This is a genomic window from Acinetobacter sp. V115_6, from assembly GCF_031799025.1.
In the GTDB taxonomy this organism is placed as follows: domain Bacteria; phylum Pseudomonadota; class Gammaproteobacteria; order Pseudomonadales; family Moraxellaceae; genus Acinetobacter; species Acinetobacter pittii.
Window position 1 is genome coordinate 2137229 of sequence record NZ_JAVQNO010000021.1, and the last position, 23482, is coordinate 2160710.

A 23482-nucleotide genomic window follows, 5' to 3' on the forward strand; every position below is an offset into this window, starting at 1 on the left:
GAATAAAATGGAACTATTACAACAACTTGAAATTAAACATCCAATTTTTCTTGCCCCTATGGCAGGTGTATCTACACCTGAACTTGCAGCAGAAGTTTCTAATCAGGGTGGTCTTGGGTCCTTAGGTCTAGGTGCAAATACGGCGCAAAGTGCACGTGAACAGATTTTAAAAACCCAAACACTTACAGAAAAATCATTTCAGGTTAATTTTTTCTGTCATCAACCCGAACAACTTAACCTTCAAACTTCTGCTCAGTGGATTGAATATTTACGTCCACAATTTGAAAAGTTCGGAGAACAGCCTCCTCAAAACTTAAACTGTATTTATCCAAGTTTTCTTGATAACGATGATTTTCTAAATGTCGTATTAGAAACCAAACCTAAAGCGGTCAGTTTTCATTTTGGCATTCCCCATCCCCATCAAATTCAAGCATTAAAAGATGCCGGAATTATTACGATGGTGTCTGCTACCAATTTAGTTGAAGCACAAGCCATTGAAGCGGCTGGTATAGATATTATTATTGCTCAAGGTATTGAGGCTGGTGGACATCGTGGAATCTTTAATAAAACCTTTGATGCAGCAATTAAAACGAGTGATTTAGTACACCTTATTGTCAAGCATTGCAAACCACCTGTGGTAGCCGCTGGCGGTATTATGAATGGCGCACAAGCACGACATATGTTGAGCTTAGGAGCTACTGCTGTTCAACTCGGAACTGCATTTGTTCAATGCCCTACATCAAATGCATCAGCCGAATATCGTAAAGCTTTATTTAATGAGCCTGTGACACAAATCAGCGCCAGTCTTTCTGGACGTCCAGCCCGTGGCCTGCTCAACCATTGGCACACACAAATTGATTTGCCTAATCGCCCTCCTCAACCCGAATATCCATATGCATATGATTTAGCTAAGCAATTAAATGCCATTGCAAGCAAGAATAAAGACTATGGCTTCGGTGCTTTTTGGGCAGGTAGTAATGTCTCGCAAATACGAGAGCTAGATGCTGCTGATCTGGTTAACCAGTTAGTCGTAGAAATGCTAGAAGATGAGTAAATCTAAAAAAGCCAGTAATCAGATACTGGCTTTTTATTTAATGAGTTTCTAATAAGTTAACCTGCTCAACCTGAACATCACTCATCAAATTTCCTTCAGCCAATAGCTGATTAAAATAATTTTCGACTACTATTGCCTGTTCAGCAGTACTTTCAACTTTATACATCTTTTGGCGGAATTCATTACTCGAACGTAATCCTTTGGTGTACCAAGCAATATGTTTACGGGCAATACGGCAGCCAGAGTATTCACCATAAAATTGATAAAGTTCTGATAAATGTCCTAGTAACACCTGCTTCACCTCTTCAATATTAGGTGCAGCCAAATGTTCACCAGTTTTTAAATAATGAGCAATTTCACGAAAAATCCATGGTCGACCTTGAGCAGCTCGACCAATCATAATTGCATCTGCCCCTGTATAGTCGAGTACATATTTTGCTTTTTCAGGACTATCAATATCACCGTTCGCAATAAGTGGAATATTGATTAATTCTTTAACATGTTTGATCAAATCATAACGTGCTGTATTTAGATACATGTCTTCGCGAGTACGGCCATGTAAAGCTAGCGCGGCAATCCCCGCTTCTTCTGCCCTTTTTGCTACTCTTAAAATATTTTCTTGGCCATTTAAAAAGCCCAAACGGGTTTTCAAAGTCACGGGAACATCAACAGCAGCGACCACTGCATCAAGTATTCGCGCTACCAAGTCCTCATCTTGTAATAATGCTGAACCAGCGAGCTTATTACATACTTTCTTGGCAGGACATCCCATATTAATATCAACAATTTGTGCGCCATTTGCTACTTGATAGCGTGCAGCCTCTGCCAATTGCTCAGGATCAGAGCCTGCAATTTGAGCAGAGATCGGAGCGAGCTCACCATCAAAGTTCGCACGGTAGAGGCTCTTTTTGCTCATCCGCAAAGTTTTATCAGCAGTCATCATTTCACTGACTGCATGGCCTGCGCCAAAATACTTGCAGAGTGTTCTAAATGGACGGTCAGTAACTCCCGCCATAGGAGCAACAATTAAATTATTTGACAGTTGATAGGGACCAATATACATATATATTCATACAATTGATGATCAACATAGTATACTTCATCCGCTTAATCGGCTCATCTTTTTATGCAGGTGCTTTCCTCGCCATGAACAAACCGTTGTCTTCCCGTTTTTTATTAAAATCATTCGGCATGGCTGCCGTATGCATGAGTTTAGCTGCTTGTGGTGATAAAGCTTGGTGGTCAAACAATGATGAGCCTGAACTAGAAAGCCAACAGATTAAACGTCTAATTCCATCGCGTGTGCATGACCGTGAGTCATGGGCTAAAGATATTGATGACATTATGAAAGACTTGGATATTCCTAAAACCAAGAAAAATGTCTGTAGTATTGTGGCTGTAGTGGATCAGGAATCCAACTTTGTTGCAAACCCTCAAGTGCCTGGGCTAGGACAAAAGGCAGTTGAAGAAGTTAGCACACGTTTAAATGAAAAATTTGAAGATAAGCTTGGCAAAACCGTTGGTGGAACAATTGCTGGTTACTTTGAAGAAGTTCTAAGAACTCAACCTTCTCCTGATAATAACTACATGAGTCAAATGCGTAAGGTTAAAACCGAGAAAGAACTCGACTTACTTTACCGAGAAATTTTCGACTTCATGGCTAAACACTATCACGTGAGTGCCTTAACTGGTGCAGCCAAATTGGTTGGTCAAGATATTGGCGAGAAAATGAACCCTATTACGACTTTGGGTTCAATGCAAGTTCATATTAATTATGCGAAAGCCAATAAGCGTTCGAGTATGAGTACTGCTGCGCTCCGCGATGATCTATATACTGAATACGGTGGTTTATATTACGGCATACATCGTTTAATGGTTTATCCGGCAGACTATGATAAAGCCATTTATCGTTTTGCGGATTATAACTCTGGTATGTACTCTAGCCGTAATGCAGCTTTTCAAAAAATGCTACAAGAACTTACCGATAAAGATATAAGTCTTGATGGCGATCTACTTCTTTATACAAAAGATGGTGATCCACGCGCAGCTCAAAGCGAGTCAGAAAAAGAACTGATCACGGTATTTGCAAAAAATAATGTATTGGTTACCCCACGACAAATTCGTGATGATCTTAAATTAGAAAAAGAGAAAAAGTTTGAAAGTACTCAAACTTATATTGCGCTGACTAAACTTTATAAATCAAAAACTGGCAAAGAACCACTCTATGCAATTATGCCTCAAGTGGTAATTTCTGGGCCTAAATTAAGTCGTGATTATAATACCAATTGGTATGCAACCCGCGTAAACGGACGATATGAAACATGTATGCAACGAGCGAAACGAATAAGACTATAAAAAGTCTCGCCCTGTTCGATTTTGATGGAACCTTGTGTAGTAAAGATAGTTTTACAGGGTTCATCTTTTATGCTTTATCTAAGCGTCACATTGTTAAGCAAGGCTTGAAAATTCTGCCATGGATTCAAGCCTACTATCTTAACTTTTATCCTGCCCATGCTATGCGTGCCAAGTTATTCCGTAGCATGTTTAAAAATACGCCTGCAATCGAATTACAAAAATTAGGTGAAGAATACGCACAAGAGCTAGTCTCTGTGCTTTCGCCTGAAATTTTTAATCAGTTACAACACCATCAATTGCGTGGTGATCAGGTCGTATTAGTTTCAGCTTCAATTGATGTCTATCTTGCTCCACTTTGCAAGTTACTAGATATCGAATTAATTTGTACTGAAACTCAAATTAAAAACGGCATGATGACGGGTTACTATTCCACTCCAGACTGTAGTAGTGAACAAAAGAAGTTAAGAATACATCAGCAATATACGCTACAGCATTACCACCAGATTTATGCTTATGGTAATAGCTCGGAAGACTTAGACATGCTTAGTCTTGCCACACATCCATATATGGTAGGTGAAGATCGTGTTTTACCTCGTTTAACGCCAGAAAAAAAGCTCGCTTAAAGCGAGCTTTTTTATTTGAGTAAAACTTAATAAATTGCCATATGATCACGGTGAATCATTTCAAGTGAACGAGCTTCACCAAGTACTTGATAAACCTTATCTGAGGCTAAGCCTTTAATAATTTCGGCTGATCGTGAACTAAAGTTCACTCGACCTACCGCAATACGTTTACCTTGTTTATCGACACATTCAACCACATCACCACGATCAAAATGTCCTTCAACATTTTTAACTCCAACAGGGAGCAAACTGCGATGCTTCAATTTAATCGCTTCAACAGCACCATCATCAATCACAAGACGACCTGCTGTTTGTAAATGAGCAGCGAGCCACTGTTGATGAGCAGTCATGCGGTCTTTATCTGTAGTAAACAAAGTGCCTAACATCTCACCTGCCATCGCACGTGATAAGACATTATCACTTTCGCCACTCGCGATGAGGGTTGGGCAGCCCGATTTAGCAGCTAAACGTGCAGCACGAACTTTAGTGACCATCCCACCTCTGCCAAGCACACCACCACCGCCGGCCATATCGAATAAATCATCATCCATAGCACGAACAGTAGAGAGTAATTTAGCATCAGGATTATGACGCGGATCTGAGTCAAACATACCTTGCTGATCGGTTAAAATGATCAGCAATTCTGCATGAACCTGACCTGCCACCATAGCAGCTAAGGTATCATTATCACCAAAACGGATCTCATCGGTAGACACCGTGTCATTTTCATTAATGACAGGAATCACACGCCAATCAATCAAGTTTTGCAAAGCATCACACGAGTTCAGATAACGACGGCGATCTGCCAAATCATCATGAGTCAATAAAACCTGAGCAGTACGAATACCGTGGTTTTCAAGCACACTAGACCAAGTATGAATTAAACCCATCTGCCCAATTGCAGCACAGGCTTGTAGACTGGGTAGATCGGTGGGTCGACTCGCAAGCTTCATACGAACCATACCTTCTGCTACAGCTCCTGATGACACTAAAATAATCTCGTGTCCGGCATTGTGTAGATCTGCAATCTGTTTCGCCCAATGCGAAATAGCATCTAGATCTAAACCTTGCCCATTAGCTGTAAGTAAAGATGATCCGATTTTAACAACGATTCGTTTACACTCACTGAGCTGACGTTGCCCATCGACCACTTCTATCATGTTTCCCTCGGTTTTCTAGTCACGAACGTAGATGACTTCTACATCATTGTCGTCTTCATCATCGTCAAAATCATCATCATCGTCCATCATGCTTTCGAGACGTTGTGCTCGACGCATTGCACGATATGCTTCTTTTGCCGCAATGGTTTGTTCACGTGTTTCAACTTCTAGTTGTTCACGGAAAGCTCTTACTTCTGCTGCATATTCAGGATCTTCAACTTCGCGTTCACGTTGTTGTTCAATCTGATCCATCAGGTAATACACAACTTCTTTTGTACCTTCGCTTAATAAGCCCGATGTCTTAAAGACAGGTCCAGTCCACTCTAGTTCATCTAGAATGTGCTGACACCACTCTTCGCGGCTTTCTTCAGCAATCTGATCAAGTTTATTGAGTACTAAAACAACTGGTAATTTAGCCAAAGTTGGTGAGAACTTAGCCAACTCATTCATAATCGCTTTTGCATTATGTGCTGGATCTGAACCATCAATTGGTTGTACATCAATAATGTGTAAAAGAATACGAGTACGTGCCAAATGTTTAAGGAAACGAATTCCTAAACCTGCACCTTCTGCTGCACCCTCGATTAACCCTGGAATATCGGCCATTACAAATGAACGATGGCGGTCAGCATCGACTACACCCAAGTTTGGAACCATAGTTGTAAATGGATAATCTGCCACTTTTGGTTTTGCAGCGCTTACAGCACGAATGAAAGTAGATTTACCGGCATTTGGCATACCCAGCAAACCTACATCAGCCAATACTTTTAATTCAAGACGAATTTCGCGGAACTCACCTTTTATACCAGTCGTACATTTACGCGGTGCACGGTTAGTTGATGATTTAAAGTGAGTATTACCTAAACCACCTTCACCACCACCAGCAACCAGAATTCTTTGGCCGTCTTCAACCAAATCGCCAATAATATCGCCTGAATCTGTATCAACAATTGTTGTACCAACGGGTACTTTTAAAACCACATCTTCACCACCACGTCCAGTACAGTTAGCACCTGCACCGTTTTTTCCACGCTCAGCACGGAATTTACGTGTGTAACGGTAATCGACTAGCGTACTTGTATCGTCATCAGCTTGAATATAGATACTTCCACCACGTCCGCCATCACCACCATCTGGGCCACCAAATGGTACAAATTTTTCACGGCGAAAACTGGCTACGCCATTGCCACCGTCGCCAGCCTCTACGGTAATGACTGCTTCATCAACAAAGCGCATCTGCCAATCCTCTAAAAACTCTAAAACCGCCTATTCTGCCATATTTTCATAAAATTCTCGAATAGAAAATGGAACAATTCCATTTATAACGATCTGTTTTATCTTTAATCCAGCAGATGCTTTTAGTTTTGCAAATAGGTTCCTTATAAAAAATAAAATTTAGCCAATTTATTTAATTATCAAGGATGCACATTACGCAGAGGTAAGGTCATTTGCATATCAAGATTTGCTTTTGTTTTTGGCACAGAATTATACATGATGGCATTAAATGAAGAGACATTCCCCATTTCCATAGGATCATTTACGTTTAGGCTTGGTTTAAACTGATGTTTCACCGATAAATTTACAGGTTCATCGAATTCAAAATAAACTGGACCATCAAAAACAATTTTAACGGGAACGGTATAACTACGTTTTAAATTAAAAGGCACATCTAATTTAATAGGGATATCTAATTTAAGTGGAAATTTTGGTAAAAACTTACTTTGATAAACTAAATCTGTGGTGGTTTCTAAAGGCATAACCTGATCAATTTTTAGAGTCGTTGAATAATCGACACTTACCATAATAGGAGTTTCTACGGCAAAATTTAAATCTGCCAAATATTTCCCTTTTAAGGGTAAAGTTAATTGGCGGTCTATATCTAAGGTTGTATCAAGTTTACCAATAGACTGAACCTGCAAAGAATTACCAACTTGAATCTTTGTTTCTAAAGAGTCAGGTAAACTAATGTCGGCATTATGAGCCGAAACGACTAAATTTGCTTGAATATTGAGATACACCCAAAACATAATAGCGGCAAGTATCATCATTAAAAAGAAACTGATTAACATACTCTTGAGTGAACGAAACATTAGCATCCACCCTATTGATCAGCTGTCTTTTGTGATGTTTCTGAACCTAATACTCGATTTAATCGCATAGTGGACAGAGGAATCTTTAACTCACCATTTGCAATCTTAACAGGCAGCGTATTTTTCACATCAACCGAAGCATTTAATGCAGTTTTAACAGGTACACTTAAATTACCCTCAATTGGGATATTCGTGTCTAATCTTGCTTTTAAAGGAATATGTAAATTTTCTTTTAATACCGTGCGTACCGGAGCATCAAATTTTAAATGAACCTTTTGCTCAAGCGGGACATTAATATCAATTGGCACATCAAGTTTTAATGGAATCGTTCCTTTTAATGGCAACGTAATATCACGTCCTAAAACTCGCACCTGAACCTTGGTATCAATTGGTAGATTTTGCTCAACTTTTAATGTTTCTTTGACTGGAATGGTTGTACTAATCGGCACCATATTATCGAAGTAAACACGCGGAGTTAATGTTTGTGTTAAAGGAATATTCAGTTTCTCATCAATTGGAATACTGGCATTTACGCGCCCCTTTACATCCACATTTAAAGCATCTTGTACTTTAACCTTAACCTGTAGAGGCTCTTGTAAATCAATAGCAACCGCCTGATTTTTCAGTGGAATATAAATATTAAAGTGCTTAAATACCCATATTGCAATGAGTACACCACATAAATTGGCAATAATGATGAATACAAAAACGACCAACAAACGTTTAAACTGCGACAATTCCTATCCCTTACTATTTTCTTTTTTTCCTTAATTTGTATTCTCATTTATTTACAAAAAATAGTCAGCATATATTTTGTACGGTTGTAAAAAAACCCAGTTTAAACTGGGTCTTTTTGTGAAAATATTTTATAGATCGTTAAATGATCTTAAGCATTCAATTCTGCTGGGATTTTTTTGTAGCTTACGCCGCACATTTGTTCAGCAATACGTAATACCTGACAGCTATAACCAACTTCGTTATCGTACCAAACGTAAGCAGTTAAACGGTTACCAGAAGTAATCGTTGCTTGAGCATCGTATACACCTGCTGTACGAGAACCGATAAAGTCACTCGATACAACTTCAGTCGAGTTGGTATAACCAATTTGACCTTGAAGGTTAGAGTTAATCGAAATTTGACGAATGTATTCGTTCACTTCTTCACGATCAACTTCTTTATCAAGCGTTAAGTTCAAGATTGCAAGAGATACGTTTGGTGTAGGAACACGTACAGAGTTACCAGTTAATTTACCTTTCAATGCAGGTAATGCTTTAGCAACTGCTTTAGCTGCACCAGTCTCTGTAATTACCATGTTCAAAGTAGCAGCACGGCCACGACGATCTGCTTTATGGTAGTTATCGATTAAGTTCTGGTCATTTGTAAATGAGTGAACAGTTTCAACATGACCGTTAAGAACTTTATATTTGTCATCCAATACTTTAAGAATTGGAGTAATTGCATTTGTTGTACAACTTGCAGCAGAGATGATTTTGTCTTCATCTAAGATATCTGTGTTGTTTACGCCAAATACAACGTTTTTCATTTCGCCTTTACTTGGTGCAGTCAATACAACACGTGCAACGCCTGGGCATTTCAAGTGTTGGCTTAGACCTTCAGCATCACGCCATTTACCAGTGTTGTCGATTAAAAGTGCGTTTTCAATACCGTATTCAGTATAGTCAACTTCACTTGGGCTAGACGCATAAATCACTTTAATGAAGTTACCGTTAGCAATGATTGCTTCGTTTTCTTCATCAACAGAAATTGTACCAGCGAAAGTACCGTGAATAGAGTCACGACGAAGTAAAGAAGCACGTTTTGCCAAGTCACCGTCAGAAGACTTACGTACAACAATTGCTTTAAGGCTTAAACCACGACCTAAACCTGATTGGCTAATGATTAAACGAGCCAAGATACGACCAATACGACCAAAACCGTAAAGAACTACATCTTTAGGTTGTTCAGAAGTTGCGCTACCTTTGATTGACTCAACTGATTGAGCAACAAAAGCATCAACATCACCGCCTTTTTCTTTATATTCAACAGCAAGTTTACCGATATCAACTTCTGCAGAACCAATATTTTCAACTTTTGCTAAAGCTTCTAAAATTGGGAAAGTATTTACAACAGAAAGCTCAACGTCTACAACACGTGTACGACGGTGAGTTTTCAAAATTTGGATAACAGAACGGTTAATTAAAGAGCGACCGTAAACAGATACGACAATATTTTTTTCACGGTATAATTGACCGATTAATGCAATCATACGTTCCGCGATTTCTTCACGGTTTTTCCAACGGCCTTGGTGTTCAGCGTGCAGGGCGATGATAGTGTCTTTGCTCACAGATACGTCCTCTAATTAATTATATCTAGGCGTGATTTTTAAAACCCCGTAATTGTAATGGAATTATTGGCAAGAATGAATCAAAAGCTGACGTTAGTGACTAGATTTTCCTAAAATTCATCATAAATTCATAAAATACCTATAATTATTTTTTATTATCTTATTGTTTAAAGCAGCTAAATTTTTGCTTTTTCTTACTTTTTAGGTTCTGACGACCTACTCGAGCTCATCATTTTTTAATCTTTTTTGATATTTCGTGATATTAAGTTGCAGATTTTGGGCTTTTTGCCGTTGTTGATAAAGATGAATTGCCCCTTCTAAAGCGAGTACAAAAACAGCACACCAAATCGGAATATAAGTGAACCATTCTTCTTGACCAATGCTCTCCCCTAAAACTAAAGAAGCTAAAGCAAGTAATACAGGTTCCAAATATCCTAAGAGTCCAAACACAACTAAAGGTAGAAAGCGGCTTGCCAGAATATAACTTCCCAGACCAATAGCACTTAAAATTCCAAGCCCAATAATGATCAAAGAAAGACTCGGTTGGTCTATAAATTTACTGTATGGCAGCAAACCTGTATGAGTTAAATAAATCGCAACGGGCATAATAATGACCAAATCCCACCAAAAGCCCCCTAAATTATCTGTTTTAATTTTTTTACGTAATAAAAAGTAGGCAGAATATCCAACTGCTACCAATGCAGTTTCCCACGCAATACTTCCTAAACGCCATATCTCATGGCTAACGCCAATGACTGCAAGAATAATTGCTAACCATTGAAATTTTGATATTTTTTCGCCATACAACACACTTCCAGCTAAGACAAGAACCAGCGGTAATAGGAAATATCCCAAAGAGACTTGTAACCCACGCCCATGCATCGGCCCCCACAAAAACAGCCAAAGTTGTACTGAGGTTAAAATAGAAGTTGTGATTAATAGCAATAGTAAAGAAGGTTTAGCCAAAATACGTTGATAGATATTCTTGATATAGGCTAAATCACCACTCCACCACATAAACAAAGTAAGAAACGGCAGTGTTGCAATAATCCGCCATCCAAAAGTTTGCTCACTATCGAGTTGGCTTAATAATTGAGTATAAAAATAAAGTACACCAAAAGTGAATGATGCCATGACAGACAAGATCACGCCCTTAAACATCATCAACCTCTTAGACTTTAGTAAAAACAACTCACTACAATACTTGATTTATCCACCATAAAAAAGAAAAAACCATGTAAAAACATGGTTTCTTCTTAATCAGACATATACCACTATTCTTTATGTTCTGTACGGATAACATCTCTGATATCAAAACCTAATGTTTTTGCATAATTCAAATATTCATCCACCACTTCTTGCTCTGGATGAGGGTCTCTTGATAGCACCCACAGATATTTACGTGAAGGCTCCCCAACCAAAACAGTCTGATAGTCTTCATCTAACTTTAAAATCCAGTAATCCCCACGAATTACCGGAATCCACCTTACAGCTTCAGGTAAAAAACTTACCTTCAATTTGCTGTTATATGGCGGGTTAACCACAAAGGCCTCCCCGATAGATTGCTGTAATTGTTTTCTATTGTCGTAGCAGCGATTATCTACCACCACATTTCCATTTTCGTTTAAGGTGTAAGTTGCAGATACGTTATAAGCACACTTTTTTTGAAAAAATGCAGGCTTACGCGCGACTTCATACCAAACACCTAAATATCGGTCCAGTTCAACTTTATAGACAGTTTGTAAGGGTTTCGGCTGGGCATAGACATAGGTTCCAACAGCCAAACCAGCCAGAACGACACCGCCCAACGCAATTTTAGCCAAACGCCAGCTGGCTTGCGGAACATTATTTCGAAATGCCATTGTTGCCCTCAACGATTAGTTGTGAATACAAAAGAACTCAAATATCTACAGTAGCTTGTTTTTTAAACACATTATGTAGCGTTATGTATTCGTTTATTGCAACATTTGCGCTTTTAGTCGAATGATTTCATCACGTATCCGTGCTGCTTGCTCAAACTGTAAATCCTTCGAAGCTTTTAACATCTCTTTTTCAAGCTTAGTAATATGCTTACTAAACAATTTTGGATCAGAGAGAATATGTCTTTCGTCAGCACTTAAAGCTTGTGCTTGTTCAAGCACCTTCTCATCAATTTCGTCGTCTGAAAGCACTTCGCCTGAATCAATTTCTTTGATGACCTGACGAACAGCACTACGTGGCGTAATACCATGCAACTCGTTGAACTCAATTTGTTTAGCTCTACGGCGTTCAGTCTCATCTATTGCTTTTTGCATAGAATCAGTGATTCGGTCAGCATATAAAATTGCTTTACCTTTCACGTTACGCGCGGCACGACCAATTGTCTGAATGAGTGAACGTTCTGAACGTAAAAAACCTTCTTTATCTGCATCTAAAATAGCAACTAAAGAAACTTCTGGCATGTCGAGACCTTCACGCAACAAGTTAATACCGACTAAAACGTCGAATACACCTGTACGTAATTCATGAATAATTTTGACACGTTCAACTGTATCAATATCCGAGTGTAAATAAGCGACTTTAACCCCGTATTCTTTTAAATAAGAAGTCAGATCTTCCGCCATACGCTTTGTTAAAGTGGTCACTAACACACGTTCATTTAGGTTCTTACGAATATTAATTTCAGAAAGAACATCATCAACCTGAGTTAATACAGGACGAACTTCAATTTCAGGATCAATTAATCCTGTTGGACGTACCACTTGTTCAACCACTTGGTCAGACTTTTCTAACTCATATTTAGCGGGTGTTGCACTGACAAAAATAGTCGTCGGTACAATGCGCTCCCACTCTTCAAATTTCATTGGTCGATTATCAAGTGCGCTTGGTAAACGGAAACCATAATTCACTAAATTTTCTTTACGTGATCGGTCGCCTTTATACATCGCCCCAATTTGCGGAACTGTAACGTGTGACTCATCAATAATCAGCAACGCATCTTCTGGTACATAATCAAATAAAGTTGGAGGCGCTTCACCAGCTGGACGGCCCGATAAATGACGTGAATAGTTTTCAATACCATTGGTATAGCCCAACTGTTGCATCATCTCTAAATCATAGCGGGTGCGCTGCTCAATACGTTGGGCTTCGAGCAATTTGTCATGTTCACGGAAGAATTTAAGTTGATCTTGTAATTCATCTTTAATCGTATCAATGGCACGAGTCAGATGATCTTTCGGTGTTACATAATGGCTTTTTGGATAAATCGTAACACGTGGAACTTTACGGACCATTTTACCCGTTAACGGGTCAAACCAACGGATCGAATCGACCTCGTCATCAAATAGTTCAATACGAATCGCGTGTTGATCAGATTCGGCAGGGAAAATATCAATAATTTCGCCGCGAATTCGATATGTACCACGTAAGAACTCAAGTTCATTACGCGTATATTGCATTTCAACCAAACGTCGGATAATTTCATCACGACTTACGCGGTCGCCCTCAACCACATGCAGTAACATTTGCATATAAGCATTTGGGTCACCCAAACCATAAATTGCAGAAACCGAGGCCACAATAATTGCATCACGACGCTCTAATAAAGCGCGTGTTGCCGATAGTCGCATCTGGTCAATGTGATCGTTAATGGCAGCATCTTTTTCAATAAAAGTATCTGAGGATGGAACGTAAGCCTCGGGTTGATAGTAATCATAGTAACTTACGAAATACTCAACCGCATTATTAGGGAAGAACGCTTTAAACTCTCCATAAAGCTGGGCAGCCAAAGTTTTGTTATGAGCCATCACAATTGTAGGTCGCTGTGTTTGAGCGATCACATTCGCCATGGTATAGGTTTTACCCGAGCCAGTTACACCCAGCAATAACTGATTACGAAAACCATGCTCGATACCATTTACCAGCTTTTCAATGGCCTGTGGCTGATCACCTGCTGGCTGATAATGAGTGACCAAATCAAAAGGTTGATTTTCGTTCAAAGTTATCTCTCTTTATGAAAAATTGAATTTAACGTCTCCCCTTTTAATGGGGATTTTTATCTTAATTTAAAGTCTAAATTGAGCTTGAAATTCAATGTAAAATATTAAGCATCTTAACACTTGACCAATACCCTAATCGGTTGCAACATGAAGCTATCCATTAAACAAAAAGTATAACCATGACCTATCAATATCATGATGAAAGTATTGTAACCGAACTTCCCGAAGATACAGTTTTTGTATTTGGAAGTAATCTTGCTGGACAACACGGTAGTGGTGCAGCGCGCGTTGCAAGTCAGCACTTCGGAGCAGTTGAAGGTGTAGGTCGTGGCTGGGCAGGTCAAAGCTTTGCAATTCCAACTTTAAATGAACACATTCAACAAATGCCACTTTCACAAATTCAGCATTATGTTGAAGACTTTAAGATATACACAAAAAATCATCCTAAAATGAAATATTTCATTACTGCATTAGGTTGTGGCATTGCGGGTTATAAAGTTTCCGAAATCGCTCCTCTTTTTAAAGGGATTTATCATAACGTTATCTTTCCGGAATCTTTTAAACCCTATGTAGAAGATAATGCAGTATCACAATTTCCGACTTTAACTCAAAAGATGGTACAAAGTTTCATTAATGATGAAGTTATTTTTTACTTTAATCATGGCAGTGAATCATTTGAAGAAGCTTTAGATAAAACTGATTTATCAGATGCTGAAAAAGCCATAGCTCTTATTGTCTTAAATGAAGAGTTGTACCCACGAGATCGTTATGGACGAGGTCGTGATCATGAGCTTAGTGATATTTTAGGGAAGTTAAACGGTAAAATTTTCAATCTTCATGGAAACTCTGAAGGTGCCATGATTTTTGTGAGTGCTGTTGTTGCACTGATGGAACTTTACGATTTTGATGAGCAAGATTTTATTAAGTTATGGCGTGGTGAGAAAAACATTGATCACCCTATTAATCGTTAAGTTTTCTTATAAATTTATGAGTTAAGCAGATAATCTCTGCTTTCTCATTATTTTATTTTTAATTACATTTAATCCTTTTATTTTTAATTATTCTAATATATTTAAACTCTTTATCCTCCCAAATCTTAATTTTTCTCATTATACTTTAAGGCAAACTGAATACTTAAAGAAACATATGGAAACTTTAGATTCTTCGATTTTTGACCTTAGCCCAATTCCAATGTGGATTGAGGATTTCAGTGAAGTTAAACAACAATTTGATTTATGGAGAAAGCAAGGAATTGAAAACCTCCATGAATTTTTAAATCAAAATAAACATTTAGTTATCGAATGTGCTCATAAAATTAAAATTATTCGCGTTAATCAAAAAACTTTAGAACTTTTTGAAGCAACAACACATGAAGAACTATATTCAAATTTGAATCTTATTTTTAAAAAGGAAATGTTCGAATCACATATTTATGAGCTTGAAGCGTTATGGAATGGCAAAACCCATTTTTCAAGCACTACCGTGAATTATACCTTATCAGGCAAACGTATTGATGTTCAGTTAAGAGGTTCCATTTTACCTGGTTCTGAATCTACCTTTGAACGTGTATTAATTACTACAGAAGATATTACCCCTTATCAAAATGCACTCCGTCAGGAAGAAAAAAACCGTCGACTGGCTGAATCTATGTTTATCTACTCGCCTACTTCGCTGTGGGTCGAGGATTTCAGCCGTATAAAAAATAGAATTGATCAACTTAGGCTATTGGGAATTGAAGATTTTAGAACTTTTCTAGATGTTCATCCTGAGTTTGTCCGCCAGTGTGTAGAGGATATTTTAATTTTAGATGTTAATCAGGCCACGATAGATTTATTTAAAGCTCCTGATAAGTCGACACTTTTAAGAAATACACACAAGATTTTTGCTGAAGAAATGGTTGAAACCTTTCGAGAACAACTCATCGAGTTATGGCAAGGTAATATCCATCATAAACGTGAAGCCGTTAACTACGCTTTAGATGGCCAAATAAGAAATGTCTTGCTTCAATTTACCGTTTTTCCGGGATATGAAGAGACTTGGGGATTAGTACAAGTTGCACTGACAGATATTACTGCACGGAAAAAAGCGGAAAACTATCTTGAATATTTAGGGCAACATGATGTTCTTACTAAACTATATAACCGTGCTTTTTTTACAGAGGAACTTAATCGTTTAAATCGAAGTATTATTCGACCAGTTTCTTCAATTTTTTTAGATATGAATGGATTAAAAGAAACAAATGACCAGTTTGGGCATGATATTGGAGATGGTTTATTACGCCGTGTTGGAAATATTTTAAGTCAGGCTATTTCAAATACAGCATATACGGCTTCTAGAATAGGTGGCGATGAGTTCGTGATCTTAATGCCAGGTGCAGATGAAGCGAACGTTCAAATTATGCTTCAAACGATTCAAGAGCTTTTTAATATCGACAATCAATACTATTCAAGCCATCCAGTAAGTATTGCAATTGGACATGCAACCACTCAAACAAATGAACAAATTGAGGACATGTTAAAACGAGCAGACCATCACATGTACCAAAAGAAAAAAAGTTATTATCAAGAAATTTTATTCAATCAATAAAAAACAGGCATATTGCCTGTTTTTCAAAATTAGCGTTTTCCCATAGAACGACGCGTACCACGTGGAGGCATCCATGTTCTATCCGCGTATTGCTCTGGTTTTGGACGCACTTGGTTGTGTACCGCATCATCTGCTTGATTGCTTTCATTCGGCATTGGGAATGGCAATTTCACCAAAGCCTTTTTCTGTTTTGGCTGTTGCTCAGTCATGATTCATTCTCGAAATTTCGATTGCGACCTATTATAAATGATTTTTATCATTTCTTTTCAAAAAAGCTTCAATTGAGTAAAACAGCAACAAGAACCTTCTTAAATTAAACTTTTTTACATCTAAAAATACCCGTATCCGCAAATTGCTTAATTTTTGCGATAAGATAGTATGCTTTTTATTTTTTAATCCCATAAGAGGAATATTGCCGTGGACGTACGTCTTTCTGATCGTGTCAATGCTATCAAACCGTCCCCTACACTTGCTGTAACAAATAAAGCTGCTGAACTTAAAGCTGCTGGCAAGAACGTGATTGGTTTAGGTGCTGGCGAGCCAGATTTTGATACCCCTCAACACATCAAAGATGCTGCAATTGAAGCGATTAATAATGGTTTCACCAAATATACGGCTGTAGATGGTACTCCTGGGTTAAAAAAAGCAATTATTGCTAAGTTTAAGCGTGATAATAATCTTGATTATCAAGCGAACCAGATTTTGGTTTCTTGTGGTGGTAAGCAAAGCTTCTTTAACTTGGCACTTGCTCTATTAAACAAAGGCGATGAAGTTATCATTCCAGCACCTTTCTGGGTAAGCTATCCAGATATGGTAATTATTGCTGAAGGTACTCCAGTCATTGTGAAATGTGGCGAAGACCAACGCTTCAAAATCACTCCTGAACAATTAGAGGCTGCGATTACACCTAACACTCGTTTAGTTGTATTAAACAGCCCATCTAACCCAACAGGTATGATTTATAGCAAAGCTGAATTAGAAGCTTTAGCTGAAGTATTACGTCGTCATCCACAAGTATTTGTTGCATCTGACGATATGTATGAACCGATTCGTTGGGAAGATGAGTTCTACAACATCGCAACTGTTGCACCTGATTTATATGACCGCACAATTGTTTTAAATGGTGTTTCTAAAGCATATGCAATGACAGGTTGGCGTATTGGCTATGCAGCTGGTCCAGCAAAAATCATTGGTGCAATGAAAAAGATCCAATCACAGTCAACTTCTAACCCGACTTCTATTTCGCAAGTTGCTGCTGAAGCTGCATTGAATGGTCCACAAGACGTTTTACAACCTATGATTGAAGCGTTTAAACGCCGTCATGACTTAGTTGTAAATGGCTTAAATGATATTAAAGGTATCTCTTGCTTACCTGCTGATGGCGCTTTCTATGCCTATGCAAACATTCGCCCTCTTATTCGTGCAAAAGGCTTAAAATCTTGCACAGAGTTCTCTGAATGGTTATTGGAAGAAACTGGCGTAGCAGTTGTTCCTGGCGACGCATTTGGTTTAGGCGGTTTTATGCGTATTTCATATGCAACAGCTGACGAAGTACTCGTTGATGCGTTAGCACGTATCAAAAAAGCTGCTGACTCAATTGAAGGTGTAGACGCTGCTATTGCTTCAATTGAAGCTGAAAAAGCTGCGAAATAATCTGTATTTTGCATAAAAAGGGTTCTCTTGAGAGAACCCTTTTTTAATTCACTTATGCATTTTTGGCTTTTTGAGGTCTTACATAAATAACTAATAAAATTCCAAATAAAACCATAAAACTCGATAAAATCACTCGCCCTGTCACAGTCTCATTTACAAATAGGCTTCCACCTATAATTGCCAAACATGGAACACTTAGCTGTACTGTACTCGCTGTCACTCTATCAATATGCTTCAAAATCGCATACCAGAGTACATAAGCCCCGCTTGAAGTGACACCACCCGACAAAATCGCTAAGACCCATCCTTGCACGTCAATGTATCTATCTTGGGTAACCAATACATTCGCCAACAAAACCATTGGCACAGCTAGCGTAAAATTTGCCAACGTACTACCAATCGGTTGTGTCATATTACGACCAGCAATGCTGTATCCTGCCCATGCTAAACCAGATATCACCATAATTAGAGCATATCCCCAATCAGGCGCATGAGCACCCGGTAATAGCAAAACAATGATTCCAGCTAAAGCAATACATAGACCTATACCACGGTACATGCCAATCTGCTCACCCTGCCAATAGCCATAAAGCACCATAGTCAGCTGTACAACCCCAAACAATAACAGAGCACCAATACCAGCGTCGATCTGAAGATAAGCATATGAAAATGCCAAAATATAAACCGCTAGAAAAAATGCGTTTTTTAAACTCCATTGGACTTTGGTTTGAGACGATTTTGAATATAAAAACAGTCCAAATAAAACAACCGCACCACTTCCCACTCGTATTAGACTAAAAGTCATTGGGTCAATATGTCGGCCAACCAAAGCCAAACGACACAATACAGAATTTGCTGCAAAAGCCGCCATTATGAGTGCAATTTTAAAAAGCATTGTCCTTATGCTCCTGTTATTTCTTATAGTGTAAAAGAAGTCCTTCTTATCTATCTAATTCATTATGCAACTCATTTAATTCAATTTTTATAATAAAGAAATTTTATATTAAATGAACAAAATTTTAAAATTCAACTTATCAGTTCAATCTTTAACTATAGAATTGACTTATCGATGACTTAATAATAGGCTAATATCAAGTTCTATTTTAGAACTTAAAGAATTAAAGGACCCAAAAAATGAAAAATCCGATGGAAATGACTGGCCTTGAATTTTTACAAGCAATGATAGAAGGCCATATTCCACCTGCCAGCATTAGTAAAACAATACCTATGCAACCTACTGAAATTTCAGAAGGATCTGTTACTTTTAAAGCTCAAGCAGATCATAACCATTTAAATCCACTCGGTGGCGTACATGGCGGTTTTGCTGCTACCGTCCTAGATTCAGTGACTGGCTGTGCAGTACATACGATGTTACCTGCGGGTGTAGGTTATGGCACAATCGACCTTAACGTAAAAATGTGCCGCCCTATTCCCCAAAATCAGGCTTTAATTGCCACAGGCAAAGTTATTAATTTAAGTAAAAATTTAGGTATTTCTGAAGGAAAGATTATTGATGAGGAAGGTAAACTGTATGCCTATGCAACAGCAACCTGCATGATTATTCGTCCATAATCGTTAAAGGCAGCCTTAAACCGCTGCCTTTTTTATTGAGTCACCTGAATTATCTGGACGTTTACAAGTTTGTGCAATCACATACGGCGCCCAAATATTTTTAAGTTGGAGCTCTATAATTTTTTGATGCTCTACAGACCAAGCTAAAACTTTATTTTTACCCAGCAATAACTCCCCTTCTAATTGAAAAATATATAAAGATTCAGAAGATTTTAGTAGTTTCGAGCTTTTTAAAATCTTAAGTGAATTATGCACATTCCATTTAGCGCTAAACCAAAGCTGCAATAAATCGCCTAAATATAAATCCTGCTTTTTGAAAGGATAAGCATTAATCCATGCACCTTCTACAAGTGTGTAATAAGATTCTGACTGATTTAAGATATTGAGATAATTGTGTTGATAGAAATCAAAATTAGAAAAAATAGAAGCGATCGTAAGCGTTTTCATACTTATCTCCGATTTAGCCATTTTAGTGCTGGCAAGTTGGTTTAAATCCACACTGTTTGGATTTCTCCAAACGCTTGTTCTTTTTTGAATCTAGCAATTGATTTTTTAAAGTGCAAGTAATTTCTTAACTCACCACCCAACTGATCAAATAAAAAGCACATGACACAAAAATGAAGTAAACATGACAATTTAGACTTGACCCTTCTCAAAATCTCCTTATAATCGCATGCAGATTCTCCCATAGCTCAGTCGGTAGAGCGACGGACTGTTAATCCGCAGGTCCCTGGTTCGAGCCCAGGTGGGAGAGCCAAATACTAAAAAGCCCGCAGCATTAAAGCGGGCTTTTTTTTGCCATAAATTTATCAATAACTATAAAAAATCCTCTATCAGCAGATAGAGGATTTTATTTTCTCTTAGAGTCTTTATAAGATTTAACGCTCTAACCTAACTCTAAAGAATCTATTTTCTTCTTAAATTATTATTCCACTTCAACCACTTTTAAAGGATTAAAAGATTGAGTGGTCGGCATCATTTCAATACGATTAATATTAATGTGTGGCGGTTGTGAAGCAATCCAAGCTACTGTATTTGCAATATCTTCAGGCAAGAGTGGATTCTTTTTATCATATAGACTGTTTACTTTATCCTCATCACCTTTAAAACGCACAAGAGAAAATTCAGTACCTCCACACAACCCTGGTTCAATGTTAGTTACACGTACACCAGTACCAGCCAAATCAGCACGAAGATTTAGACTAAATTGCTCCACAAATGCTTTGGTTGCCCCATACACGTTACCACCCGGATATGGATATGTACCTGCAATTGAGCCCATATTAATAATCAAACCTGATTTTTTCTTTACCATACTTGGCAAAATTAATCGGGTAATCGTAACAAGCCCCTTAACATTGGTATCAATCATCGTGTACCAATCATCTAATTCTGCTTTATCTGCGGGTTCCAATCCCAATGCCAATCCAGCATTATTCACCAATAAATCAATTTGATTGATTTGAAATTCAGCTGGTAAATCACCCAATGCCTTATTTATATTTTCTGCCGTATCCGTCATGTCAAATACTAATGGGTAGAATTTTTCACCAAGTTCTTGTTTTAGTTCTTCTAGTTTTTCTGCTCGTCTTCCGCAACCAATAACGTTATATCCTAACTCAATCAGCTTTTTTGAAATGCTATAACCAAAACCTGCCGATGCACCTGTAACTAATGCTAACATTCTTATATCCTTAGAAATGATCAACTATTTCAGTTGAACTCATGATGAACATATCAACCTTTATATTTACACAATATTTATTATTAGCCTAAAAAAATAAAAGTTTTTTTAAAAATTTTAAGAGAAATTAAAATCTGTAAAAAATATATTTATTAAATAATTATATCTATTAAAAAACTAAAAGCAGAACATGCTTACCGCCAAAGAGATAATACTCACCTAATAAAAAAGTTTACCGTGAAAGGTAAACTTTTTTTTATTTGAGACATCCAAGACTAAGCAGGAATACCACTATGAAAACGGAAAGTATTATCTGGGGTTAAAATCAGATTCTTTTCAACTTCACGGATATGATCAATTCGCTGCTGAATATCCTCTTTAGGATCTTTCATTTTTGCAGTTTTTGCCACATCAAGCGCAAGTGCGAGATAGTCTTCAAAATGACGAGACTCTGACTTAAGCAAGTATCGATAATAACGTCCTAACTCATCATCTACACGCGGAGCAAGTGCATAAAAACGCTCACATGAACGAGCCTCTACGAATGCCCCAATCACCAGTACATCAATTAAAGCTTCAGGCTCATACGTACGAATCTCTTTACGCAGCCCACCTGCATAACGTCCGGCACTTAAACCAGTCCACTCTTGACCACGCTTAGCCATAAGCTCAAGCACTTGTTCGTAGTGAAGCATTTCTTCTCGTACAAGTTGAGCAAGTTTTATTTGTAAGTCAGGAAAGAAGCTATAGCGGAACATTAAGTTCATTGCTGTACTAGCAGCTTTCTTTTCACAATTAGCATGATCTTGCATCAAGATATCTAAATTATTGATTGCTTCATCCAACCATGCTTTTGGTGTTTGACAACCTAAAAAGGCCACCACAGGTTGCATTAATTCATCGTAATTGATACTCGACATAACCAACTATCCTGCTGCCTGAATCGCTGTTTTCATATCTTTAACAGCTTGAACCAGACCTACAAAAACACTTTCAGCAATAATTGAATGACCAATGTTTAATTCATGAATTTGTGGAATAGCTGCAATTGGCGCAATATTTTTAAGGTTAAGGCCATGACCTGCATTTACAACCAAACCTTTTGAAGCTGCATACTCAACACCTTTGATAATGCGCTCTAACTCGGCTTGTTGATCTTGCTCCGTTTCCGCATCTGCATATGCACCCGTGTGCAACTCAATCGTAGGTGCGCCACACGCAACTGCTGCATCAATTTGGGCTAAATCAGCATCAATAAATAATGATACGTCGCAACCAATGGCCGCTAAAGTTTGAGTTGCTGCTTTAACTTTTTCAAAGTTACTTACTACATCCAAACCGCCTTCAGTTGTTACTTCTTGGCGTCTTTCTGGCACAAAACACACGTGCTGCGGCTGAATTTCTTTCGCAAACTCGACCATTTCATCAGTAACAGCCAACTCTAGGTTCATACGCGTTTTTAATAATGGACGCATGCGACGTACATCGTCATCTTGAATATGGCGACGGTCTTCACGCAAATGCAAAGTAATCCCCTCTGCACCAGCTTGTTCACAAATAAGAGCAGCTTCCACAGGGTCTGGATAAGTAGTACCGCGCGCCTGTCTCAAAGTAGCAACATGGTCTATGTTTACACCAAGCAATGCAGCCATAAATAAATCCTAATTACGATTGAGTTTGAGTATTTTGAATCCACAATTGTCGACTTTTTAGGGGACGATCTCCTAAAAGCGATGTAATCATTTGACGGTATAGTTTACCTAATAATTGCAGTTGTTCGTGAGAAAAATCCTGCCCTTGCTCATAGTCCACCATAGACAAAATCGCTTTTCCTGACAAAGAGGAACGACTCGCCTGCGCAACGGGAGCAAAACCTTCGGTCACTTGAAATTGATAAAACTGATGAGATTGAATCGGCTGTTGCTGAGTATCAATTGAGAAATCAAGTGCGTACCCAAGTTCAGGCAAAAGCACATGTTCGAACTGGCGTAATATCTGTCTTAAAAAAAGATCGGGCTGATCATTAGAAGCGAGCTGCTGTAACTGCAATAGAGTTAACTGATATTGCTCAAAAGATTGAGGCATTGCCTCTTCTAGTGGACATAACCGAAGAATGATTTCACTTAAATAAAATCCGGCAAAAAAGGCGTCACCGAAAAAGAAAACAGGCTGATTTAATATTTCTAACTTAGTAAAGTTCTTCAGCTCACTTTTACCAGTTGCTTGCAATCGGATAGGTTGATACTGAGGGGGCGGAGTCTGTCTTAAAATACCATCGACTCGCCCATACTCCTGAGTAAAAAGATGCACAATATGACTTTTTTCCCGGTACTTACGGTGATGAATCATATATCCATGGAGGACTTCATTGCGCATCATAAAAA

24 protein-coding genes and 1 tRNA gene are annotated in these 23482 nt (G+C 38.2%); 8 read left to right on the forward strand and 17 right to left on the reverse strand.

The window, feature by feature from the left end; genetic code table 11:
• The first annotated feature begins 7 nt into the window (after positions 1-7).
• Positions 8-1054: a nitronate monooxygenase gene (locus RMA94_RS18720; RefSeq protein WP_311083986.1), complete on the forward strand. Its 1047-nt coding sequence runs from the start codon at positions 8-10 to the stop codon at positions 1052-1054.
• A 37-nt stretch (positions 1055-1091) separates the two neighbouring features.
• Here RMA94_RS18720 and dusB read toward each other — a convergent pair whose 3' ends face one another.
• Positions 1092-2117 carry a tRNA dihydrouridine synthase DusB gene (gene dusB / locus RMA94_RS18725; RefSeq protein ID WP_046811698.1) on the reverse strand — a complete coding sequence of 342 codons (1026 nt, stop codon included), beginning with the start codon at positions 2115-2117 and terminating at the stop codon, positions 1092-1094.
• Between the two features lie 83 nt (positions 2118-2200).
• Between dusB and RMA94_RS18730 the strand changes: the two genes are divergently transcribed.
• Positions 2201-3409: a DUF1615 domain-containing protein gene (locus RMA94_RS18730; protein WP_025466547.1), complete on the forward strand. Its 1209-nt coding sequence runs from the start codon at positions 2201-2203 to the stop codon at positions 3407-3409.
• Positions 3376-4032, forward strand: a complete 657-nt coding sequence (locus RMA94_RS18735; RefSeq protein ID WP_005067866.1) for an HAD-IB family hydrolase — start codon at positions 3376-3378, stop codon at positions 4030-4032. Before RMA94_RS18730 ends, RMA94_RS18735 begins: the two co-directional genes overlap by 34 nt.
• 26 nt (positions 4033-4058) lie before the next feature.
• On the opposite strand, the gene proB is transcribed toward RMA94_RS18735, so the two are convergent.
• From proB to uvrB, 8 genes are all read right to left on the reverse strand, one after another.
• A complete protein-coding gene (gene proB, locus RMA94_RS18740) occupies positions 4059-5192 on the reverse strand; it encodes a glutamate 5-kinase (RefSeq protein ID WP_002118789.1) in 1134 nt (377 codons plus the stop codon).
• Between the two features lie 15 nt (positions 5193-5207).
• Positions 5208-6428: an Obg family GTPase CgtA gene (gene cgtA, locus RMA94_RS18745; RefSeq protein ID WP_216967948.1), complete on the reverse strand. Its 1221-nt coding sequence runs from the start codon at positions 6426-6428 to the stop codon at positions 5208-5210.
• A 179-nt stretch (positions 6429-6607) separates the two neighbouring features.
• Positions 6608-7282, reverse strand: a complete 675-nt coding sequence (locus tag RMA94_RS18750) for a hypothetical protein (protein WP_311083987.1) — start codon at positions 7280-7282, stop codon at positions 6608-6610.
• 11 nt (positions 7283-7293) lie between these two features.
• The gene (locus tag RMA94_RS18755) at positions 7294-8019 is read right to left on the reverse strand and encodes a hypothetical protein (protein ID WP_032004447.1); all 726 of its coding nucleotides are present in this window, start codon (positions 8017-8019) and stop codon (positions 7294-7296) included.
• Positions 8020-8168: 149 nt separating this feature from the next.
• Positions 8169-9626 carry a glyceraldehyde-3-phosphate dehydrogenase gene (locus RMA94_RS18760; protein ID WP_002118702.1) on the reverse strand — a complete coding sequence of 486 codons (1458 nt, stop codon included), beginning with the start codon at positions 9624-9626 and terminating at the stop codon, positions 8169-8171.
• A gap of 216 nt (positions 9627-9842) precedes the next feature.
• Positions 9843-10790: an EamA family transporter RarD gene (rarD, locus tag RMA94_RS18765; protein ID WP_311083988.1), complete on the reverse strand. Its 948-nt coding sequence runs from the start codon at positions 10788-10790 to the stop codon at positions 9843-9845.
• A gap of 110 nt (positions 10791-10900) precedes the next feature.
• Positions 10901-11488 (reverse strand): lipocalin family protein, encoded by a 588-nt coding sequence (locus tag RMA94_RS18770; protein ID WP_311083989.1) that lies wholly within the window; start codon positions 11486-11488, stop codon positions 10901-10903.
• Between the two features lie 93 nt (positions 11489-11581).
• Positions 11582-13603, reverse strand: a complete 2022-nt coding sequence (gene uvrB, locus RMA94_RS18775) for an excinuclease ABC subunit UvrB (protein ID WP_002118463.1) — start codon at positions 13601-13603, stop codon at positions 11582-11584.
• 179 nt (positions 13604-13782) lie between these two features.
• Here uvrB and RMA94_RS18780 point away from each other — a divergent pair, with 179 nt between their 5' ends.
• Positions 13783-14574, forward strand: coding sequence for a hypothetical protein (locus RMA94_RS18780; protein WP_002118650.1), 792 nt, complete (start codon positions 13783-13785; stop codon positions 14572-14574).
• A 175-nt stretch (positions 14575-14749) separates the two neighbouring features.
• Positions 14750-16189, forward strand: coding sequence for a sensor domain-containing diguanylate cyclase (locus RMA94_RS18785; protein ID WP_017386249.1), 1440 nt, complete (start codon positions 14750-14752; stop codon positions 16187-16189).
• 29 nt (positions 16190-16218) lie between these two features.
• On the opposite strand, the gene RMA94_RS18790 is transcribed toward RMA94_RS18785, so the two are convergent.
• Positions 16219-16398, reverse strand: coding sequence for a hypothetical protein (locus RMA94_RS18790; protein ID WP_002118942.1), 180 nt, complete (start codon positions 16396-16398; stop codon positions 16219-16221).
• A 208-nt stretch (positions 16399-16606) separates the two neighbouring features.
• On the opposite strand from RMA94_RS18790, the gene RMA94_RS18795 reads away from it, so the two are divergent.
• Positions 16607-17842, forward strand: coding sequence for a pyridoxal phosphate-dependent aminotransferase (locus RMA94_RS18795; protein WP_002118408.1), 1236 nt, complete (start codon positions 16607-16609; stop codon positions 17840-17842).
• Between the two features lie 52 nt (positions 17843-17894).
• Here RMA94_RS18795 and RMA94_RS18800 read toward each other — a convergent pair whose 3' ends face one another.
• Positions 17895-18737 carry a DMT family transporter gene (locus tag RMA94_RS18800; protein ID WP_311083990.1) on the reverse strand — a complete coding sequence of 281 codons (843 nt, stop codon included), beginning with the start codon at positions 18735-18737 and terminating at the stop codon, positions 17895-17897.
• Between the two features lie 239 nt (positions 18738-18976).
• Between RMA94_RS18800 and RMA94_RS18805 the strand changes: the two genes are divergently transcribed.
• The gene (locus RMA94_RS18805; RefSeq protein WP_002119022.1) at positions 18977-19414 is read left to right on the forward strand and encodes a PaaI family thioesterase; all 438 of its coding nucleotides are present in this window, start codon (positions 18977-18979) and stop codon (positions 19412-19414) included.
• Between the two features lie 15 nt (positions 19415-19429).
• Here RMA94_RS18805 and RMA94_RS18810 read toward each other — a convergent pair whose 3' ends face one another.
• Both RMA94_RS18810 and RMA94_RS18815 read right to left on the reverse strand, forming a co-directional pair.
• Positions 19430-19861 carry a hypothetical protein gene (locus RMA94_RS18810; protein ID WP_311083991.1) on the reverse strand — a complete coding sequence of 144 codons (432 nt, stop codon included), beginning with the start codon at positions 19859-19861 and terminating at the stop codon, positions 19430-19432.
• A 41-nt stretch (positions 19862-19902) separates the two neighbouring features.
• A complete protein-coding gene (locus RMA94_RS18815; protein WP_311084051.1) occupies positions 19903-20049 on the reverse strand; it encodes a hypothetical protein in 147 nt (48 codons plus the stop codon).
• Between the two features lie 46 nt (positions 20050-20095).
• On the opposite strand from RMA94_RS18815, the gene RMA94_RS18820 reads away from it, so the two are divergent.
• Positions 20096-20171, forward strand: a tRNA-Asn gene (locus tag RMA94_RS18820).
• A 168-nt stretch (positions 20172-20339) separates the two neighbouring features.
• On the opposite strand, the gene RMA94_RS18825 is transcribed toward RMA94_RS18820, so the two are convergent.
• The 4 genes from RMA94_RS18825 to RMA94_RS18840 all read right to left on the reverse strand — a co-directional run bounded on the left by RMA94_RS18825 (position 20340) and on the right by RMA94_RS18840 (position 23477).
• Positions 20340-21098, reverse strand: a complete 759-nt coding sequence (locus RMA94_RS18825; RefSeq protein WP_311083992.1) for an SDR family oxidoreductase — start codon at positions 21096-21098, stop codon at positions 20340-20342.
• A gap of 275 nt (positions 21099-21373) precedes the next feature.
• Positions 21374-22018, reverse strand: coding sequence for a tRNA-(ms[2]io[6]A)-hydroxylase (locus tag RMA94_RS18830; protein WP_174723443.1), 645 nt, complete (start codon positions 22016-22018; stop codon positions 21374-21376).
• A gap of 6 nt (positions 22019-22024) precedes the next feature.
• Complete coding sequence (gene pdxJ, locus RMA94_RS18835; protein ID WP_311083993.1) at positions 22025-22750, reverse strand: pyridoxine 5'-phosphate synthase; 726 nt, start codon at positions 22748-22750, stop codon at positions 22025-22027.
• A gap of 13 nt (positions 22751-22763) precedes the next feature.
• Positions 22764-23477 (reverse strand): DNA repair protein RecO, encoded by a 714-nt coding sequence (locus tag RMA94_RS18840; protein WP_003650313.1) that lies wholly within the window; start codon positions 23475-23477, stop codon positions 22764-22766.
• Positions 23478-23482: the final 5 nt, after the last annotated feature.

Coding starts and splice junctions, on each gene's coding strand:
- RMA94_RS18800 (WP_311083990.1), bottom strand. CDS start 18,737: ATGCTTTTTAAAATTGCACTCATAATGGCGGCTTTTGCAGCAAATTCT.
- RMA94_RS18750 (WP_311083987.1), bottom strand. CDS start 7,282: ATGTTTCGTTCACTCAAGAGTATGTTAATCAGTTTCTTTTTAATGATG.
- pdxJ (WP_311083993.1), bottom strand. CDS start 22,750: ATGGCTGCATTGCTTGGTGTAAACATAGACCATGTTGCTACTTTGAGA.
- RMA94_RS18810 (WP_311083991.1), bottom strand. CDS start 19,861: ATGAAAACGCTTACGATCGCTTCTATTTTTTCTAATTTTGATTTCTAT.
- RMA94_RS18790 (WP_002118942.1), bottom strand. CDS start 16,398: ATGACTGAGCAACAGCCAAAACAGAAAAAGGCTTTGGTGAAATTGCCA.
- RMA94_RS18805 (WP_002119022.1), top strand. CDS start 18,977: ATGAAAAATCCGATGGAAATGACTGGCCTTGAATTTTTACAAGCAATG.
- RMA94_RS18830 (WP_174723443.1), bottom strand. CDS start 22,018: ATGTCGAGTATCAATTACGATGAATTAATGCAACCTGTGGTGGCCTTT.
- RMA94_RS18785 (WP_017386249.1), top strand. CDS start 14,750: ATGGAAACTTTAGATTCTTCGATTTTTGACCTTAGCCCAATTCCAATG.
- proB (WP_002118789.1), bottom strand. CDS start 5,192: ATGATAGAAGTGGTCGATGGGCAACGTCAGCTCAGTGAGTGTAAACGA.
- RMA94_RS18770 (WP_311083989.1), bottom strand. CDS start 11,488: ATGGCATTTCGAAATAATGTTCCGCAAGCCAGCTGGCGTTTGGCTAAA.
- RMA94_RS18720 (WP_311083986.1), top strand. CDS start 8: ATGGAACTATTACAACAACTTGAAATTAAACATCCAATTTTTCTTGCC.
- dusB (WP_046811698.1), bottom strand. CDS start 2,117: ATGTATATTGGTCCCTATCAACTGTCAAATAATTTAATTGTTGCTCCT.
- rarD (WP_311083988.1), bottom strand. CDS start 10,790: ATGATGTTTAAGGGCGTGATCTTGTCTGTCATGGCATCATTCACTTTT.
- cgtA (WP_216967948.1), bottom strand. CDS start 6,428: ATGCGCTTTGTTGATGAAGCAGTCATTACCGTAGAGGCTGGCGACGGT.
- RMA94_RS18735 (WP_005067866.1), top strand. CDS start 3,376: ATGTATGCAACGAGCGAAACGAATAAGACTATAAAAAGTCTCGCCCTG.
- RMA94_RS18780 (WP_002118650.1), top strand. CDS start 13,783: ATGACCTATCAATATCATGATGAAAGTATTGTAACCGAACTTCCCGAA.
- RMA94_RS18825 (WP_311083992.1), bottom strand. CDS start 21,098: ATGTTAGCATTAGTTACAGGTGCATCGGCAGGTTTTGGTTATAGCATT.
- RMA94_RS18840 (WP_003650313.1), bottom strand. CDS start 23,477: ATGATGCGCAATGAAGTCCTCCATGGATATATGATTCATCACCGTAAG.
- RMA94_RS18730 (WP_025466547.1), top strand. CDS start 2,201: ATGAACAAACCGTTGTCTTCCCGTTTTTTATTAAAATCATTCGGCATG.